The organism is Rhodopirellula sp. UH5 (genome assembly GCF_056839225.1).
In genome coordinates, this window is the sequence record NZ_CM166390.1 from 737,504 (window position 1) to 755,866 (window position 18,363).

Annotated in this window: 13 protein-coding genes; 6 read left to right on the forward strand and 7 right to left on the reverse strand. The window is 57.3% G+C overall.

Annotated features, from left to right (window positions below):
• Positions 1-56: 56 nt before the first annotated feature.
• Both UH5x_RS02605 and UH5x_RS02610 read right to left on the reverse strand, forming a co-directional pair.
• Positions 57-497 (reverse strand): S-adenosylmethionine decarboxylase family protein, encoded by a 441-nt coding sequence (locus tag UH5x_RS02605; protein WP_482634609.1) that lies wholly within the window; start codon positions 495-497, stop codon positions 57-59.
• A gap of 59 nt (positions 498-556) precedes the next feature.
• Positions 557-1,681 carry an SPFH domain-containing protein gene (locus tag UH5x_RS02610; RefSeq protein WP_047816025.1) on the reverse strand — a complete coding sequence of 375 codons (1,125 nt, stop codon included), beginning with the start codon at positions 1,679-1,681 and terminating at the stop codon, positions 557-559.
• Between the two features lie 669 nt (positions 1,682-2,350).
• On the opposite strand from UH5x_RS02610, the gene UH5x_RS02615 reads away from it, so the two are divergent.
• Both UH5x_RS02615 and UH5x_RS02620 read left to right on the forward strand, forming a co-directional pair.
• Positions 2,351-5,026: a DUF1592 domain-containing protein gene (locus UH5x_RS02615; protein WP_482634610.1), complete on the forward strand. Its 2,676-nt coding sequence runs from the start codon at positions 2,351-2,353 to the stop codon at positions 5,024-5,026.
• A gap of 51 nt (positions 5,027-5,077) precedes the next feature.
• A complete protein-coding gene (locus UH5x_RS02620; protein ID WP_047816023.1) occupies positions 5,078-6,481 on the forward strand; it encodes a DUF1552 domain-containing protein in 1,404 nt (467 codons plus the stop codon).
• 353 nt (positions 6,482-6,834) lie between these two features.
• On the opposite strand, the gene UH5x_RS02625 is transcribed toward UH5x_RS02620, so the two are convergent.
• The 4 genes from UH5x_RS02625 to UH5x_RS02640 form a co-directional block, all read right to left on the reverse strand.
• On the reverse strand, positions 6,835-7,779 hold the full coding sequence (locus tag UH5x_RS02625; RefSeq protein ID WP_482634611.1) for an SMP-30/gluconolactonase/LRE family protein: 945 nt from the start codon (positions 7,777-7,779) through the stop codon (positions 6,835-6,837).
• A complete protein-coding gene (locus UH5x_RS02630) occupies positions 7,697-9,229 on the reverse strand; it encodes an SLC13 family permease (protein ID WP_236696482.1) in 1,533 nt (510 codons plus the stop codon). Before UH5x_RS02630 ends, UH5x_RS02625 begins: the two co-directional genes overlap by 83 nt.
• A complete protein-coding gene (locus tag UH5x_RS02635) occupies positions 9,226-9,675 on the reverse strand; it encodes an RbsD/FucU family protein (RefSeq protein WP_047816022.1) in 450 nt (149 codons plus the stop codon). Before UH5x_RS02635 ends, UH5x_RS02630 begins: the two co-directional genes overlap by 4 nt.
• A 91-nt stretch (positions 9,676-9,766) precedes the next feature.
• Positions 9,767-10,585, reverse strand: a complete 819-nt coding sequence (locus UH5x_RS02640; protein WP_047816021.1) for a sugar phosphate isomerase/epimerase family protein — start codon at positions 10,583-10,585, stop codon at positions 9,767-9,769.
• A 182-nt stretch (positions 10,586-10,767) separates the two neighbouring features.
• Between UH5x_RS02640 and UH5x_RS02645 the strand changes: the two genes are divergently transcribed.
• Positions 10,768-11,232, forward strand: a complete 465-nt coding sequence (locus UH5x_RS02645; protein WP_236696481.1) for an FKBP-type peptidyl-prolyl cis-trans isomerase — start codon at positions 10,768-10,770, stop codon at positions 11,230-11,232.
• 198 nt (positions 11,233-11,430) lie between these two features.
• Here UH5x_RS02645 and UH5x_RS02650 read toward each other — a convergent pair whose 3' ends face one another.
• Positions 11,431-12,654 (reverse strand): endonuclease/exonuclease/phosphatase family protein, encoded by a 1,224-nt coding sequence (locus tag UH5x_RS02650; protein ID WP_482634612.1) that lies wholly within the window; start codon positions 12,652-12,654, stop codon positions 11,431-11,433.
• Positions 12,655-12,851: 197 nt separating this feature from the next.
• Between UH5x_RS02650 and UH5x_RS02655 the strand changes: the two genes are divergently transcribed.
• The 3 genes from UH5x_RS02655 to UH5x_RS02665 all read left to right on the forward strand — a co-directional run bounded on the left by UH5x_RS02655 (position 12,852) and on the right by UH5x_RS02665 (position 18,325).
• Positions 12,852-13,847 carry a PP2C family protein-serine/threonine phosphatase gene (locus tag UH5x_RS02655; protein ID WP_482634613.1) on the forward strand — a complete coding sequence of 332 codons (996 nt, stop codon included), beginning with the start codon at positions 12,852-12,854 and terminating at the stop codon, positions 13,845-13,847.
• A 258-nt stretch (positions 13,848-14,105) separates the two neighbouring features.
• Positions 14,106-16,109 (forward strand): Hpt domain-containing protein, encoded by a 2,004-nt coding sequence (locus tag UH5x_RS02660; RefSeq protein ID WP_482634614.1) that lies wholly within the window; start codon positions 14,106-14,108, stop codon positions 16,107-16,109.
• Positions 16,106-18,325, forward strand: a complete 2,220-nt coding sequence (locus UH5x_RS02665; RefSeq protein WP_482634615.1) for a GGDEF/EAL domain-containing response regulator — start codon at positions 16,106-16,108, stop codon at positions 18,323-18,325. Before UH5x_RS02660 ends, UH5x_RS02665 begins: the two co-directional genes overlap by 4 nt.
• The last annotated feature ends 38 nt before the right edge of the window (positions 18,326-18,363 follow it).

An 18,363-nucleotide genomic window follows, 5' to 3' on the forward strand; every position in this document is an offset into this window, starting at 1 on the left:
TCCAAAGCGGAATTCAACGGGCGCCCCGCAACCGGGGCATGATGCGCGGCGAACCTTCATTCGTTGACCTCGTCACCTGCTTCTGCCCAGGCTCCTCGGCGGAGATGCCGGATTCGCACGTGGGCCGCACTCAAACGGGACTGCAATTGCGACTGCCAATCCCAGACCGCCGTCTCGCGACAGCAGACCAGGTTGAATGTGGCGACGCCATGTTCTGGGTAGGTGTGCACGGCCAGATGAGATTCGGAAAGCAGGTACAACGCGGTGACGCCGTGTGGCGGACCAAAGACATGGGCTGGCGGATCCCCGATGACTTTCAGTCCCAGCGCTGCGATCACGTCCTGGCAAACCGACTGGATGGTGCTCAAAGACTGCAGTGCTTTCGAATCGCATCCGGATGCATCCACGATCCACTGGCCGCCGACGCTGATCGAGGGCGCAGCCGCAGATCGTTGTTTTGTCGCGTTTTCTGGTGCATTGAGGGGCGTTGCGGGCACGCAGTTCACTCCGTTGTCATTGTTCCATCACGGCGGCCGTGAAAATTCAGGTGCCTGGATCAGTTGGCTGGTGGTGGAGGCGGCGGGCTGCCTGCGGCCAACATGGGTGCCAGGGCGGGAACATCCTTGGCCATCAACCAACCACTCATCCCAGTTGCCCAGACCATGGATTCGGCTCCCATTTCTCCGCTGCCGATTCCGGAACGAACTTGGTCGGGAGTGAACGGGCCGTGTGTGACACCGTCTTTGGCCACATACCAAGCGGTCGCGGCGGGAGGTGGTGGAGGGCCGGCGGGGCCCGCGGCGGGCGCTGCAGCACCGGGCGTCATGGCACCCGGCATCATGCGTCCGGCCATAGCGACGCCAAGTCCGAGCCCCAAGCCTTCGGCTGCTCCACCGCCGCCACCATTTTCGGCGGCGGACGTCATCGCTTGGCCCATCTGGAACTGCTGGAACCGGTTCATGTCTCCGATCACGCCCATGCTGGTTCGCGTGTCCAGAGCTTTCTCGACCGACTCGGGCAAAGAAATGTTGACAATGAACAATTGCGGGCAATCCAGCCCATATTCGTCGTCGATCTTTTCAACGACGCGCTCGCGAAGTTGGGCGGCGAGTTGTTCGTAGTTGCTGGCCAGATCCAAGGCTGCGATCTGTGACGAACCGATCAGATCCGCAAACGACGATTGAATGATCGATCGCAACAACACGTTGACGTCGTCGGCACCGAATTCACCGTTGGTGCCAACCACTTCCAGCAGCAACGCTTTGGGATCCACCGCACGCAGCGCGTAGGTTCCGAAGGCACGAATTCGGATCGGTCCGAATTCGGGGTCTCGCAGCATGATCGGGTTGGGAGTTCCCCATTTCAGATCGGTGAGTTGGCGAGTGCTGACGAAGTAGACTTCGGCTTTGAATGGGCTGTTGAATCCGTATTTCCAACCTTGCAACGTCGTCATGACGGGCATGTTGTCCGTCGTCAGTTGGTAGTGGCCGGGAGGATAGATGTCCGCGATTTCGCCTTTGTAAACAAAGACGGCGGTTTGGCCGGGGCGGACAATCAATTGTGCCCCATTTTTGATTTCGTTGTCGTGCCGAGGGAACCGCCACATCAAAGTGTGTTGTGTGTCATCGATCCATTCGATGATATCGATCAACTCGGAACGAATCAGATCAAACAATCCCACGTCGCGTCTCCTGTGTGCGGTCTCGAAATCGTTGCAAAGCCTAGGGCGGTTGGGGGGCAGGGTCAAACGGTGACCAACCCAAACTCCGAACGGAATCCTGGTAGCGGAATTCTAGCGTTCGAAGTCCATCGTTGGGGGCGTGGGCCCGCGACTGAGCTGGCGAAAAGTCAATCAGCAACGAGCGGGGCCCAACAATCGGAACACCCGTCCCAGTATCTGAAGGGCTCCACCGGGGCAAATTCAGGGCGCGGTGGGCCCATGGAAACGCTGGATTTCTGTCTTACTGGCGTGGAAAATCGGGGCCAGCGGGAGGCCACGGCGACGAACCGATCTCCACCAGATTCAGTATGAAAGCAGCGTCCGGAGGCAGTTCGGTTGAAAATGTTCTCCAGCGAGGCCTTTCGGGGCCTGACTTTCAGTGAATTGCCGGTTGAAACGCTGGGAACGACGCATTTGAATTCTCCATCGATTTTGCGAAAGCTCTTCGGTCAGCCTGCTCAACCTGCTACAATCAAAGGTGCTGCGACTTGTTTTGATCGCCCGCAGTGGGCGATTGCGTACAATGCTTGCGGTCCTGCCTCACCCCTCCCACCTACCTTTACGACTGAGCCGCCCAACGGAGAGAGATTGGAGACAATCCAGCTCGGTTGTGGAACGCTCGCCCCGCCCATGAGATCCAATTGCATCCTGCCGGGAACTCGATGGCCTCGCGTGTTGTTATCGCTCGCGAGTGCACTGGTTTTGTTGGCTTTTTCACCAGCCAAAGCCGACGAGGACGCCCCCGCTGAGTCCAAGCCCGCTGAATCGAAATCAAGTGAACCGTTGACGGTTGATCCTTCCAATTGGGAAACCACTGGGTTTCTGAAATTGGAAGAGTTCTGCCTCGATTGTCACAACGCCGATTATCAGGAAGCCGAGGTCGATCTGTCGTTGCTCAGCACCGCGGAAAAAGTTCGCGACAACAGCGAGTTGGCGATGCACTCGATCAGCATGATTCGGTTTGGCGCGATGCCGCCGGAAGACTCGGCGCTTCCAACCGTTGAAGAGCGTCGTGAACTGGCCGACCAGTTGGACGATTTGGTTTATCACGCGACGTGTGATTTGCGTCCCAAGCCTGGACGCGTGACGGCACGTCGTCTGAACCGCGCCGAATACAACAACGCGATTCGCGATTTGTTTGGCGTCGATTTGCGTCCCGCGGATCAGTTCCCGTCCGATGAAGTCGGCGGTGGATTCGACAACAACGCCGATGTGTTGTCGTTGTCGACGATGCTGATGGAAAAGTACCTGAAGGCGGGCGAGTCCGTTGCGTCATCGCTGATCGTTGATCCAAGCACACTTCCTTCGCTCAAAAAGACGTTTGCAGATCAGACCCTGAACACAATCGGTGAAGCCAAACTGGCCTCCTTTGGCGAATGGTTCATACGTGGCGACGGGATGGTTTGGGTGGAAGTCGAGGTTCCGATTGAAGGCGAATACTCCTTCGACATTCGCGGGGGCACGAACCTGACCCGATCGGCTTTGCGGAAGTTGGGCAAGGAATCTGCTGAGAAGGACAACGACGACAACGATGACGAAGACAAGGACAACGACGACAAGGAAGACGTCAACGACAAAGTCAATCGTTGTGTGATGGTGCACGACGAGCAGGGACGCTTGATTGAAGTGCTGGATTTCAATTACCAAGAAAAGAGCGGCCCGACCGATGGTGAGTCATTTCGGAAAACATTGACGCCCGGCAAGCATCGGTTTTTCTTTTCACCGACGGACACGTGGGCCGACGAGTTGCCCAAGCCCGAAGATCGGAAAGATCCGTGGCGACTTGGCGAATCAATTTCCAAGCGTGTGCAAGCATTCACGGACGAAGAACTCGCTAAGACGGTGTTGCCCGCCGGCGAAAAGGTCGAGATCGATCGTCGGATTTCGAGCGAAGAGTTCAACTTCAAGTTCAAAACCGTCTCGATCGACGGTCCCTCGGCGCACACTCGCCAGGATCTGCCACCGACGCAGAAACAGCTGATCCCACGCATGGCTCGCCAGCGTGGCGATCGTTGGGAAGATGTCTCCAAGGCAGCCAAGGTCAACTTGGAGCCGTTGATGCGACGGGCATTTCGTCGGGAAGTCAGCGACGAAGAGGTCACGCGATATGCGAAGTTGGTGGAAGGGGCGACTGACCGACAAGAGTCCTTTTATGTGGGGATGCAACAAGCCATCACAGCGATTCTATGTTCGCCGAGTTTCCTGTTCCGCATCGAACTTCCTAAATCGGAGGAAGCCCGCGAGTTGGCTGCATCGGGGGAGGCCGTTCCGCTGTCCTCGGCCCAGTTGGCCAGTCGGCTCTCGTTCTTTTTGTGGAGCAGTCTCCCGGACGATGCGTTGTTGAACGCTGCAAAGCAAAACGAGTTGATTGACGAGTCCAAACGTCGCTATCAAATCCGCCGGATGCTGGACGACCCCAAGTCGAATTCACTGGGTGAACAATTTGCGACTCAGTGGTTTGGTTTGGGCAACCTGAACGCGCGCGACATGGCAGCGTTTGGTGGCAACGAAGAAGGTCCTTCGATCACGGTCGACCATTTGGCCGCCGAAACGCACGCGTTGTTCGACCATGTGTTGAAGAACAATTTGCCCGTCACGGAATTGCTGACCGCGGACTACACGTTCGTCAACGATTCGTTGGCGGATTGGTATGGCGTTGAGCTTCCGAATCCGCAGGAAGCGAACAAGCTGCAAAAGGTTTCTCTGGCGGATGCCGGTCGACGTGGGATTTTGGGCCACGCCGGTGTGCTGACACTGACCAGCTATCCAACTCGGAATTCACCGGTTTTGCGAGGCAAATGGATTCTTGAGAACGTGTTGGGGACGCCACCACCGGAAGCCCCACCGAACGTTCCAGAGCTGGAAGCCACCCGCGCGGCTTCGGCCGATGCGACGTTGCGTGAACAGTTAGAATTGCACCGCGCTGATCCCGGTTGCGCCTCCTGTCACCGTGTGATGGATGCGTTGGGATTTGGTTTGGAGACGATGGATCACCTTGGTCGACTTCGTCCGCCCAGTGACCCCTCGGTGGCGGATGCCACAGGTGAGCTGCCGGGAGGCCGGTCCTTCCGCGGCGCGATGGAACTGAGTGAAATGTTGGCAAACACAGAAGGCCGACGTTTTGCCGATACAACCGTTCGACGATTGCTCTCGTTCGCCATCGGTCGTGAATTGCGACCTGCCGATCGTTGCTTTGTCGAAGCCATTCTGAACGACACCCAGAGCGATGGTTTCCGATTGGGAGACCTTGTGGAAGGTGTCATCAACAGCCCTCCGTTTTTGTCCACCAGTGTCCCTGCCTCTTGATCGTTCGTTCCTGCCTGCCAACGGCTCCTCGCCAGAACTAAGGAAAGTCAAATGAAAGACTCGATGAACGTCCCCCCTGCTCCGAATCAACCCAATGCCATCGTTCAAATCGGCTCGTCCCGATTGAGTCGACGCACGATGCTACGAGCATCCGGGCTGGCGCTCGGTTTGCCGTTGCTCGAGGCGATGACGCCCGCTGGCCGAAGCGCTTACGCGGCGAAGGAAACGCTGCAAATCACCGATGCATCGCGTCCGGTCCGCATGGCCTGTGTGTTCTTTCCCAACGGAGTCATTCAGCCTTCATGGCGTCCCACAGTGGATGGCGACAACTGGGAAATGGGCGAGACGCTCAAACCGTTGGCAGCCTACAAAGACAAACTCAACGTGATCTCGAATTTGGCCCACGAGAACGGACGAGCTGGCAAAGATGGTGCCGGTGACCACGCTCGTGGTGGATCGACCTTCTTGACGGCGGCTCGGCCAGTCAAAACCAGCAGCAACATTCGGCTCGGCATCTCGCTCGACCAAGTCGCCGCGACAGCGCTTGCTGGACAAACTCGTTTGCCTTCGATCGAACTCGGATTGAAGGGCAGCCGCAACGCAGGCAGTTGTGACTCGGGGTACAGCTGTGCGTACTCTTCGAACATCTCCTGGAAAAACGAATCGCAGCCAATGCCCCAGGAAACCATTCCACGGCTGGCGTTCGAGCGTATGTTCGGTTCCGGCGACGCAGCCTTGGAACGCAAGCAACGGATGGCTCGGACGAGCATTCTGGATGTGGTCCGTGATGATGCCGAACGTTTGATGAAGCAAGTTGGCAAGACCGACAAACGCAAGCTGGATGAGTACTTCACCAGCGTTCGCGAGATTGAGACTCGGATTGAGCAAACCGAAGCGGAAGATCGCAAATCGCTGCCCGATTTGGAGGTCCCGATGGGACGCGTCACGGCGTTCCGTGAACACGCTCGGTTGATGTATGATCTGATGGTCGTTGGTTTCCAAACCGACACCACGCGCGTCGCCACATTCATGCTGGACACAGCCGGCGGCAATCGCACCTACCCTGAAATTGGTGTGAAGGAAGCTCACCACGGATTGAGCCACCACCGCAACAAGACGGAGACCGTGGAGAAGATCCAAAAGATCGATCAGTATCTCGTGGAGCAATTCGCATATTTCCTAGAGAAAATGGAATCGGTCCAAGAAGGGGACGGGACTTTGTTAGACAATTCGATGGTGCTTTACGGCAGCGGATTGGGCGATGGGAACCGGCACACCCACCATGACCTGCCAATCATTTTGGCGGGTGGTGGCGGAGGTCAGATCAAAACGGGCCGGTACCTGCAAGTCGCGGAAGAGACCCCCATGGCGAACTTGTTCCTCAGCATGCTCGACGTCGTCGGCACGCCAGCCGAACAAATCGGCGACAGCACTGGCCGAGTGGACCTGTCGTAAGGGGGATCGTGATCTCAGGGCTTCTGCACCGAGCAATCATTGCGAACTCGTGCGAAGCCGTTTCGATCCAATCGCCCGGTGTGGCTGACATCAGCGCATCGACCAAGCCACCTACGTAGCTGGATTCGCCAGAATTCAGTGTGGTCCCTCGCTGACGCGTTCGGGTCGTGAAGTTGGCGGTAGCTGGACTCGCCTGGATTCAGGGCTCGAGTTGGAACAGGTCCGAATTCTTGGCGAATCCGGCTACGGTCCGGCGAATCCGGCGACGGTCTGGCGATCGCATTGGACTGCGACGAAAGCGTTGTTGTTTGTACGCCTGGTCGGATCTCGCCTACAAAGACGTCAAAAACGAATCAGCGCAACCCGCTGACTCGCATTGGAATCGTGTAGACCGAATCCTGAGCGGTGATGAACAGTTCTTGGTGCCCTTTGCCGCCGAAGGTCACGTTTGCGGTCCAGCCCTTGGGGACAGCAATCGTTTCCAGCTGGTTGCCGCCGGCATCGAAGACGGTCACTCCGGCACCGCCGGTCAGGTAGAGGTTGCGTTCCTGATCGAGTGTCATGCCGTCACTGCCCATCTCACAGAAGAGCTTGCGATTGGCGAGCGATCCGTCCTCGGCGATGTCGTAACGATAGGTTTTCTTGTCACCGATGTCGGCGATCCAAAGCTGGCGGTTTTCGGGGTCGCCGATGATCCCGTTGGGCTGGACCAAGTCATCCGCGACTTGGGTCAGTGTTCCTTCCTTGGACAAACGATAGACGCCGCGAGGGTTGTCGGCGGGGATTTCGTGCTTCCAATAGGGGCGTTTGTAGAGCGGATCGGTGAAGTAGATCGCTCCGTTCGTGTCGACCCAGCAATCATTCGGGCCACCAAAGCGACGCCCGTCGACCGAGTCGATTAGAACCTTGTGCGACTGATCGCGAAGATCGATGGACCACAGTTCGTTGTTGGCGTCGGCACAGGCGATCAACTGATTCGGCGCGATGAAGTCGAGGCCGTTGCTGCGACCGCAGGGGGACATCCAATCGGCCAACTGCCCGGTGGCGGCGTCGTAGCGAACGATCCGGTCGTTGGGTTGGTCGGTGAAGTACACGTTGCCATCATCGTCCGCGATCGGGCCTTCGGTGAACTGGTAGGAGTCGCCGACCAGTTTCAACGTGGCGCCGGATTGGACGACCGAACGCGAGTGGGTTGCGGCGTCGTTGGAGCCAGGTTCATCCGCGAAAAGGGGGGATGCCAGAAGCGAGGAAGATGTGATTGCGACCCAAGCCAACAGCCGCCGACGTACTGGATTCATTCGAGGATTCACTTTCATGGACTGGTGGGGCAAGATCCAGTCGCGGCATCCAGTCCATTCCCGCGACGGTCAAGGAGACCATCGTAATCACAACGGCGGCAATCAGGTTCAGGAACAAACCGTTGCGTGCCATCTCATCGGTTCGAATGCCGCCGGCACCAAACACGATCACATTGGGAGCCGTCGCGACGGGCAGCATGAACGCACAGGAACAACTGATCGTTCCCGGCAGCATCAGCAATTCGGGCGGCAGGCCAACTTCCAGCGACAGCGCCGCCAAGATGGGAAGCAGCAACATCGCGGTGGCGGTGCTGCTGGTGATTTCGGTCAGAAACGTGACGAGCAAACAGACCGACAAAACAATCAACCATGGCGGGGCGTTCTTCAAAAAGGCCAGCTGGTGTCCGATTGCGACGCTCAACCCCGATTGGTCAAAGCCGGTGGCCAGGGCCATGCCGCCACCAAACATGATCAAGATTCCCCAAGGAATCTTCGCGGCGGTTTCCCAGTCCATCAGGCGTTCGCCGTCGGCCAAGCCGTTGGGACAAATGAACAGAAACAAAGACGCAGCCAGCGCGATGGTGGCGTCACCAATCATGCTGCCATCCCAGGGCAGCCATCCCGTCCATCCACCCAGTGGACTGGAACGAAAGACCCACAGAAAGGCGGTCACCGCAAACACAATTAGAATCAAAATTTCGTTTCGTGCGATCGGCGCCATGCTTGGCATCGAGACGGGGCGAACGTCATCAATCGCTCGAGTCAGCCACCACCAGATGATCGGTAGCATGATGAGGGTGACGGGCAAGCCAAACATCATCCAAGTGCCAAAGGGGACGTCGACACCGAATTTGGTTTGCATTTCGCCCATGAAGACCACGTTAGGTGGTGTCCCGATGGGAGTCGCCATGCCACCGACGCTGGCCGAATACGCAATCCCCAGCAGCAGTGGGACGCGCAATTTCGGATCGTCGGCTTGTGACAGCACCGCCAATGCGATTGGCAGCATCATCAGGGCGGTGGCGGAGTTGCTGATCCACATCGACAGCGAAGCGGTGGCCAGCATGAATCCCAGCACCAAGCGTTTTCCACCGCGTCCGCCGACCAATCGCACCATGTTGATCGCGATCCGGCGGTGAGCCCCGCTACGTTCCATCGCGGCGGATAGCAGAAATCCGCCCAACAACAGCAGGATCATTGTGTGCCCGTAGGCCACGGCAATGTCGCGGTGACTGACCACGCCCAGTGTCGGCAGCGCCACAAACGGCAGCAGTCCCACCACAGCGATGTGCAGGCATTCGAAAATCCACCACATCGCGCACACGATGGCCACGCCAGCACACGCGGTCGCGGGCGCTGACAGTCCAGCCTGATGGGCGTACCAGCAGATGCCGAGTGCGACCAACGGAGCGATCGGCAGCATCCAGCGAGACAGTTTTTCGAAGCTCATCCATCCATCCGCACACCGAGGGTGAGCAGAAGGTTGGCATAGCGCTGTTGGTCTCCGGTTTGGATGGTCAGCACATGGTCGTCGGTGATCACGTGGTCGTAGAACGACCACTTTTCGAGTGGTTGCAGTTCGACGCTGCTGCCGGCGTCTTGGAATGACTGACGGTATTCTTCCCAGACCGGTGGATCGCCATCGAGGGCGTAAGGGCCGTCGGTTTCGGTTTGCATGGTCATCGCGGCTTCCACGGGAACCGCGGAAAGCAAGGCTTTCAAAACTTGGTCACAGGAAACCAAACCGGGGCTGAGGTTCAGGCTGACCAGCTTCGCATTGGGCCCGCGTTTATTCAAAGCGGGGTAATTTCCGTCCGCAATCAAAATGGTGCTGTGGTGGCCAGCGGCCGCACAAATGGCAGAAATCTCGGGGTGGATCAAGTTGGACAAAAGCATGGGGACGCCTCGATCAAGATGCGATGGGAACAGAGCGGGGAAGGCAACGACGGTTTCGCAGGGGCAACCGTCGCGTGGGGGGAGGTGCCGATCAGGCAACGCTGTTTTTCAAATTGGCAATGCTTTGGCGAGCCAGGGTTTCAGCGCCGGGTGAATAGTCGAACACTTCGACGCTGACCCAGCCGTCGTACTCGACATCCGCCAGTGCTTTCATGATGGGCTCAAACGGCACGTCGCCCATGCCGGGGCCCAGCAGGTTGGGGTCGTTGGCGTGGAAATGGATCATCGCATCGGCGTGTTCGCGGATGACGGTTTCGATCGGCTTCGACTCGCTGCTCATGGCTTTGACATCCAAGTGCAAACCGATGTGGTCATCATCAAGCATGCGAGCCAGTTCGACCCCTTGGTCAGCGGTGTTCAGGAAATCACCCTCGGTCGGGCCGAGAGGTTCCAAGGCGATTCGAACGCCGTGGGAGTGCAACGCTGGGATGACGCCCTGCAGGACCTCGGCCGCGTATTCCATGGCTTCTTCAATCGTTTGGCCTTCGGTTCGATTGCGTTGTTGCGGCGATCCAAGAACCATGACTTTTCCGCCCAGGTCCGAACAAAGTTCCGCCAGGTCGCTGAGGTAAGCCGTCGTGCTGGCTCGTGTGATCGCATCCCGCGTCGTCAGGTGGTAGCCCTCCGTTTTGGCCAGCAACCAATGCAGGCCGACGCACTGCATGTCTGCGTCGATGATTTGATCGCGGTAGGCGCGACGATCCGATTTGGAAAAGGTGGAAATGTCGTCGGCCAACATGAACGGGGCCACTTCCCATCCGGTGTAGCCTGCTTCCCGAGCGATGCGGAGAGCATCTTCGACGGGCATGTCACCAAATGTTTCGTTGCAGATTGCGTAACGGAAAGGCATGATTCAGAGCGATCTTCAATTTTTGGGTTTTGGGTCGGGATCTGGTCCTGTCTCGGTCTGACAATGTAGGCTGTCACGCCCCAAGATGGCAGACGTGCAACGAAAATCGATGGCGGGAGTATGCTTCTTTCGCTTTGCCGTGCTGTTCATTCCGATTCCGCTGCTACCGACCGACTGAAACGATGATCCATTCAAGCAAGCTCACTCATGCTTCTCTCGCGTTCGTGTTGGCGATCGCAATGCTGTCACTGGGATGCGCACCGACGACCCGCACCAGTTCGCCTGGGCCTGCCGATCCGGATGCTCCCACGGAATTCACGACCACGGATTCGGGGTTGAAGTACCGCATTTTGCGTGTCGGTTCGGGTGACAAACCCGGACGCGAAAGTTTTGTGACGGTGGACTATGTCGGCTGGCTGGAAGGCGGTCGGGAGTTCGACAGTTCCTACAACCGGCGCGATTCGACGGACTTCAATCTCTCCAGCGTGATTCCAGCCTGGACCGAAGGCGTGCAATTGATCGGGGAAGGCGGGATGATCGAACTGGAAGTCCCGCCTGAACTCGGCTACGGGGCAATGGGCAGCCCGCCCACGATCCCGCCCAACGCAACGTTGCACTTCAAAGTCGAGCTGCACGACGTCCGCTGAGATAACGTCCCGCAACAACTTTCCGCTTTCTTTTGCAGTGGAAAGACGGGAGCCCTCTGGGATCGCCGCACCGGGCGGCTTGCGTTGGTCCGCGAAAAGGGGAAGGAACGCGATCCCGGGGAAACTCGATTCCATGAGTGATCGGTTTCTCAGGTAGGCCGGATCAAGCCGCTTCGGCGCTGCTCCGGCAGATGAGCTCTAGTTCGAGATCGGCCATTGGATGTCGACCCAAACCATTCGGTGGTCGGTGGCGCGAATTTGTTTTCCCAATTCCGTTTGAGCGTCCGGCCAAACGACGGCGGAACCGACGAGATCAAGGTTGCTCGATGGCAACACATAGTCGACTCGAATCTCGTTGCGGCCGAATTTCGCGGTGGAGATGCCGTGTTGGGGGCTGGTCGGTTGCGGGTCTTGGACGCGAGGGTTCTTGAGCAGGTTGGCGATGCCGCTGCGCAAGCTGTCGCCTTGCTTGGGATCGGAATTCAAATCACCCGCGATCACAAACGCCGGCGGTGTTTCCAGAGAATCGTTCTTCAATCCTCCTGCGGTGCCGTGGTCGTCCACCATCCAATCGGCATTCGTATTGGTGACGTACTCGTTCCAGAAACGGATTTCATCGTGATTGCGTTTGCCGTTGCGATCTTCTACGCCGTCGAACACCGGCGGGGTCGGGTGGCTGGCCAGCACGTGCAGCGGAATCGTTTGAATCTTTCGACCGTCTTGTTGCAGGGAGGATTCCGATTGGGGGATCAACACCGGGATGTCGACATGGTTCTTGCTCGACAATCGCAGCGAGTTCCAAACCTCGTCGCTGTGGTAAGGCTGTTGGGTGGCTGGATCAATCGGCCGCAGGGCACCTGGCATCGTCGACCAGAGGAACGTTTGGAACGTACGAACCGCGTCCCGGTCAATCGGGTATTGGCTGAGGATCGCCATGGCATATTGCCCGGGATACTGACCAAAACCATGAGCATCGGTGGGGAGTTCGACGTCGCCGTCGTTGTCCAGATCAAGTTGACCGAGCATCCCGGTGTTGGTTGGAATTGACCAGCGATACGGGTACTCCAGCGGAGAATCGCCCTGAGACAGGTACTCGTCCGCGAAGGCATTCAGCGTCCGCCCGTCCGGTTCATGATCGATTTCACAGAGCAGCAGGACGTGGGGCCGGATGGCTTGAATCACACGCGCCAAATCAGTTGCTTGGGAATCGTTCCCGTCAAGCAAGCGATCTGCGACGTCCCCCGGTTTCTTTCCGTACAACGAAACGTTGAAGGAGGCGACTCGCACGGTATCCGTTGACTGGTTCACCGGCAGTTGTGTCGTCAGAATGTTGGGTGAAGGAGAAACCTGTTGCCCTGACGCTTTCGAAACGTCAACTGGAATCCACAGGAACGAAACCGCCAAAGCCAGACGCAAATTCATAAACCACCAGGACGGGGGAACGTTACAATGCGAGGAACGCGAGACGTTGTTCGTTTTCGCAGGCCATCGCCCACCTGACAATGACTGGAAGGCTCGGATCAGCGAACACGTTGATCGGAATGGTCATGGGTTGGTGCGGGATGGTGCACGATTGTGCTGTTGAGAACGTCGATTCTAATTCGAGTCCCAGAGATCCAGTGAACAAAGAAGCACAGATTCACGCAGCCGGTCGGACCGACGTTGGGCAGCGTCGGGGGGACAATCAAGATCAGTTCCTGATCGCTGAGCTGCGGAAGTCGATGCAGATCCATTCCACCAGTTTGCCTCTGGACAAAGAGTCGACGCTGTTTGGGGGACGCAGCGGGCAATTGTTGGTGGTCGCGGATGGAATGGGTGGCCACGCGGCGGGACGCCGAGCCAGCAATTTGGCCATTGATCATCTGATCGCTCAGCTGCTCAACAATGTCCACTGGTTTCTTCATTTGGATGAAGACCACGATGAAGCGTTCATCGAATCATTGAAGGCATTGCTGCAACAGACTCATACCAAACTGCTGTCTGAATCCAAAGGCACTGCCGAGCATCGCGGGATGGGGACGACGTTGACGTTGTCTTACATCGTTTGGCCGCGAATGTATGTCGTGCATGCGGGGGACAGTCGTTGCTACTTGATTCGCAAGGGCAAGTGCAAACAGCTGACAACCGATCACACGCTGGCCAAGCAATTGGTCGATGCCGGGGGGATGAAACCGGAAGATGAAGCCGGAAGTCGTTGGTCCAATGTGCTCTGGAACGTTCTCGGGGGGCACGGACGCAACGACCTGATTGCCGAGGTCCACCGCGTCGAGTTGGAAGAGAATGACACCGTGGTTCTGTGCAGTGACGGGTTGACCCGCTACATCGACGAAGCCGCGTTGTTGTCGGTTGTCAACCAATACGGTGACGACATCGAGGCCATGACCGATCATCTGATCACCTTGGCGAACGGGGCTGGTGGAGTCGACAACATCACCGTGGTGGTCAGTCGTCCTCGGGCAGCGGAAGCACCCAGCAGCCAAGACGACCCGCCTCGTTCGGTTCCCTTGGTGAGTTTGGATGACGAGAGTGATTTGCAGCCGGATTCGGACGAATCGATGAGCCTCGAAGAACTTCAAACCTTCGCGAATGAAGACACGTTGCCGGACGAGCGCTGAGCACCGGGCACCGGTGGCAAGATGCTTCGAATCAAGCTCAAGGCTTCCGTGTCGGCAAACCCTTCCGGTTGTCCTGGTTGGTGCGGTTGTTTCGGCTGGAGAAACATTCTGTCTTCATTTTGACAGATGCGGTCGACGTGCCCCCCGCAATTGGCTGGCATGTTTGTAGCGTGCCCCCACAGCAGTTTGATTTCGGCGATCCGCCCCTGATCGTTCGAATCCGGATTGCGCTCCTTGCCGCCCCGCTCGATTCTTCTCATGCCCTCGTCCGATCGAATTGACGTTCCCACGGCACCCCCGAGTGCTCTTGGGTACTATCGTCTCAACGAAATGGGACGAATGATCGAAGCCAGTGAGACACTGCTTCGGATCCTGGCAATCGATTCGATCAATGACCTGCTGGCGAAGGGCAACGATTCGACAAAGTCGCCGCGTCAGGTTGCCCCGTGGCATTCGCCCTCGAGTCGCAGCGGCCGCATGTTTCGCGAGTACTTTGATCGCAATCTCCCGATCACCCAGTGCCAATCCAAGGTCCGAGTGGCGGGGCAAACGCGTTGGTTCGTGGAAACGCTGATACCCATTCGCAATGGCACCGGGCATTTAGAACAGTGGTTGGGCACCGTGCACGATGTGACGGCGAGCCAGTCTCAAAGCGAAGCGATGCTGGCGTCTGCCAAGGCCACCGCAGCGGCGCGAGAGGTCCAGTTGATTGAACTGTGCGATCAAGTCCGTTGGTCACTGGGACGCGTGCGTGAATCGATCCGGTCGAGTGACTCCGCCTGCATGACCAGCGCTCTGTGCGACACGATCGAGCACCTGGTGGACTTGGAGTCGGAAACGGATTCGACGTTGGATGCTGGCGAGGTGGGCGAACCTGGCAAGCAGGACGCCAGAGAACGGCGGCAAGGGTTTCGACTCTGTGAACTGGTGGAAGACTTGGCGGAATCGGTCGCCTCCGAAATTCACCGTGCAGGTCGCCGGATCACGGTCCAAATCGATCACGGTTTGCCGCCGGTTGTGCGAGGCAATTTGCAAACGATCCATTGTGTTTTGGCAAACCTGTTGCATCACGCTGCCTCCCAAACCGATTGGGGTGACGTCAAAATTGTGGTGGCAAAGAATAACTGTCGAACAGTCTTTGCGATCCGGATGGCAGGGCATCCTTGGACACCAGAAGAGACGCTGGCAGAACGTTTCGACCCGGAACACTTTCCCTCCGAGTGGAAAATCGCGTCCCGCTATGCACAACGTTTGCGCAGCGGATTGACGCCGCGATTCTTGCCGTCCGGCTGTCTGGAGGTTTCCTTCGAGACCACTCTGGTGGAAGACACCGATCTTCAGTCTGACCAACACCCCGAGACCGTGCTTGGCGAACACACTCGCGTGTTGATCGTGACGGCTCACACCGCGACTCGAGATGCACTGACTGAGATTTTGGCAGGTTGGAAGATCGCATCCTCCAACTGTGATGAACTGGATGTTGCGCTGCAGCGGATCCGTATCAATGAGAAAATGGGGCAGAAGTTCGACGCGATTTTGATCGATGAGGCCATCTTTGCGACACGGCAATCGCTTTCGAAGGAGACGATGGAACTGCTGGCCACCTCTGCCAACATCCGGATTCAATCGCGTGGAACAAAATGCCAATCCAGTTTCCAACAACGACTGCGGACGCCGGATTGGGTTTGGACGGTTTCTGAACCCATTCGGCAAAGTTGTCTTCGCAGTGCAATGATTGGAGCGATCCATTCGGATGACCCCAGTTCCAGCAACAGTTGTGAACAGTGCCACTCGTTGCACTTGCATGACATCGTGGTGAAAGAAACGTCGATCTCGAAAATCGGAGGGCTGTCCACAGCGAATGCATTGGAAGATGGCAAGAGCACACCCGAATCCAATGCGGAACTGCTGGAGACGTCGATGCTTCTCAGTCTGGAAGCATTGCAGGCCGAATGTGGCGGCGATGCTGCGTTGTCCGCGGTGGTGATGGAGGTGATGTGTGCCTCGATGCCCAAACGCGTCGACGAGATCCATTCGGCCGTTCAACGGGGGGACATGGAATCCGTCCAACGTTTGGCTCATCAAATGTCAGGAGCCGCCAAAGATCATTCCTTGACGGCGGTGGCGGACTTGACGACGGAACTGAAGGCTCACGCAATTTCGAGAGACACCCAACGTGTGAACGCGTGCGTGGACGCGTTGGCAGGCCGCGTCACTCAGACGATTGATTTGATGCAGTCGCTGTTGGAGGAATCGTCGTGAGCACGTTCCATTCGGATCCAATGAATGTGTTGCATCAGTTGGATGCTGCCGAGAGTCTGGCGTTCACCGCTGTCTCGCCGCGGGATGCATCTCTGATGACGCCCGATGCCGCGATTGGAAATGATTGCACCGTCCCGGTCGCAAATTGCTCGGACACTCAAACCATTTTGGTGGTGGAAGGTGACGAGGCGACTCGGGAAACGTTGATCCAGATGTTGCAGTACCGACATTACAAGGTTTTGTCATCAGCGTGCGGGCGCGAAGCGATTTTGACGGTCCAGCAACAGCATGTTGACTTGGTTTTGATGGATGTCGATTTGCCGGACCTCGATGGGTTTCGGACGACGCGTTTGCTTCGCCAAATGATGGATTTGTCGCAGTTGCCCATCGTGATGGTGACCTCGGCAAGTGATCCCGACGAAGTCCTCCGTGCGTTTGACAGTGGTGCCAATGACCATGTTTGCAAGCCGCTGGATCCCGCCGCTACGCTCGCGCGGATTGCCACGCAGTTGCAATTGAAATCGGCATTGCAGCGTTTGCAGCAAAGTGAGGAACGGTATGCGTTGACCGCACGCGGCACCAACGACGGGATGTGGGACTGGAACCTCGTCACAGGAGAACTGTATTTGTCGCCTCGTTGGCGTTGCATGGTCGGCCTGGATGGCGCGAGCTGGACCCCGCACGGTTCGGAATGGATGGATTTGATTCACCATGAAGACCGACGCCGAGTGCAGTTGGATCTGGAGGCTCATCTCTGCGGGGAAACGGACCACTTCGAAACCGAACTGCGGATGCAGGATGGAAAACAAACCTACCGCTGGATGCTGTGCCGCGGGTTGGCGGTCAAAGATTCTCACGGAACCGCGTACCGGATCGCTGGGTCGTTGACCGACATCACGGAAGGCAAAGTCGCCGACGCACTGACGGGACTTCCCAATCGAATGCTGTTCAATGACCGCGTGCAGCGCTCGGTTGACCATCAATCCCGCAACCCGCAAAACCGATTTGCGGTCATCTTCATGGACGTGGATGATTTCAAACTGGTCAACGATCACTTCGGACATGACGCCGGCGATGACTTCTTGGTCAGCATCGCATCTCGGTTGGACACCTCCCTGCGAAAGTCCGATGCCATCATCGCTCGCATGGGCGGGGACGAATTCGCGGTGTTGTTGGAAAACATCCGGCACGTCGATGAAGCCGTTGCGGTGGCGATGCGTTTGCACGAGAAAATGCGGTCCCCCTTTCCGGTGGGCGATCGCGAAATTTTGACTCAGGCCAGCATGGGGATTGCGGTTTCGGAATTTGATCCGGAATCAGGAAGGCCTCAGGCGACGGCGGAAGAATTGCTGGTCCGCGCCGACACAGCCATGTACTTCGCCAAGAACCAGTCGGAGTTGCCATATGCGATCTTCAACGAGGACATGTTGGCGGAGAACATGCTGCGATTGGAACTCGGGTCGCAACTGCGGCATGCCCTCGACCGCGATGAGCTGACGTTGTTGTACCAGCCGATGGTTCAGCTATGCGACGGAACGACGGCAGGTTTTGAGGCCTTGCTACGGTGGGAACACCCCGAGCATGGAACCGTGTCTCCGAACATGTTCATTCCGATTGCAGAGTCCAACGGACTGATTGTCGAAATCGGAAAGTGGGTGCTTCGCAAAGCCTGTCAGCAAGCCAAGCTATGGCAGGTGGAATTCGGCCGCCCGATCATGATCAGTGTCAATGTCTCGGTCCGCCAACTTTCCGCGTCGGGTTTCGTGGAAGCCGTGAACGAAACACTGGAAGAAACACAACTTCAGCCCGAGTGTTTGAAGCTGGAAGTGACCGAGAGCCTGTTGATGCAGGACCCCGAGAGCACGATCGAGTTGTTGCATGAGTTGCGAAGGATCGGGCTGACGATCGGCATCGACGACTTTGGGACCGGGTATTCGTCGTTGTCCTATTTGCACCGAATGCCCTTGGACATCTTGAAAGTCGATCGGTCGTTCGTCGATTCGATGTTCGATTCGGACAAGAACGCAGCGTTGATCCGTTCCATTTTGGCGCTGGCCAAAAGCTTGGAATTGAACGTGGTCGCTGAAGGCGTGGAGACGCGCGCCCAACTACAACGCTTGCAGGACCTTGGTTGCCACTTTGTCCAAGGTTTCTATTTCTCGCACCCGTTGAAACCGGATGCCGCCAGCGAGATGATCAATCACCACTGGTTGTGAATGCTTCGATTGTGACGAATCGTTGATCCTCGGATCAG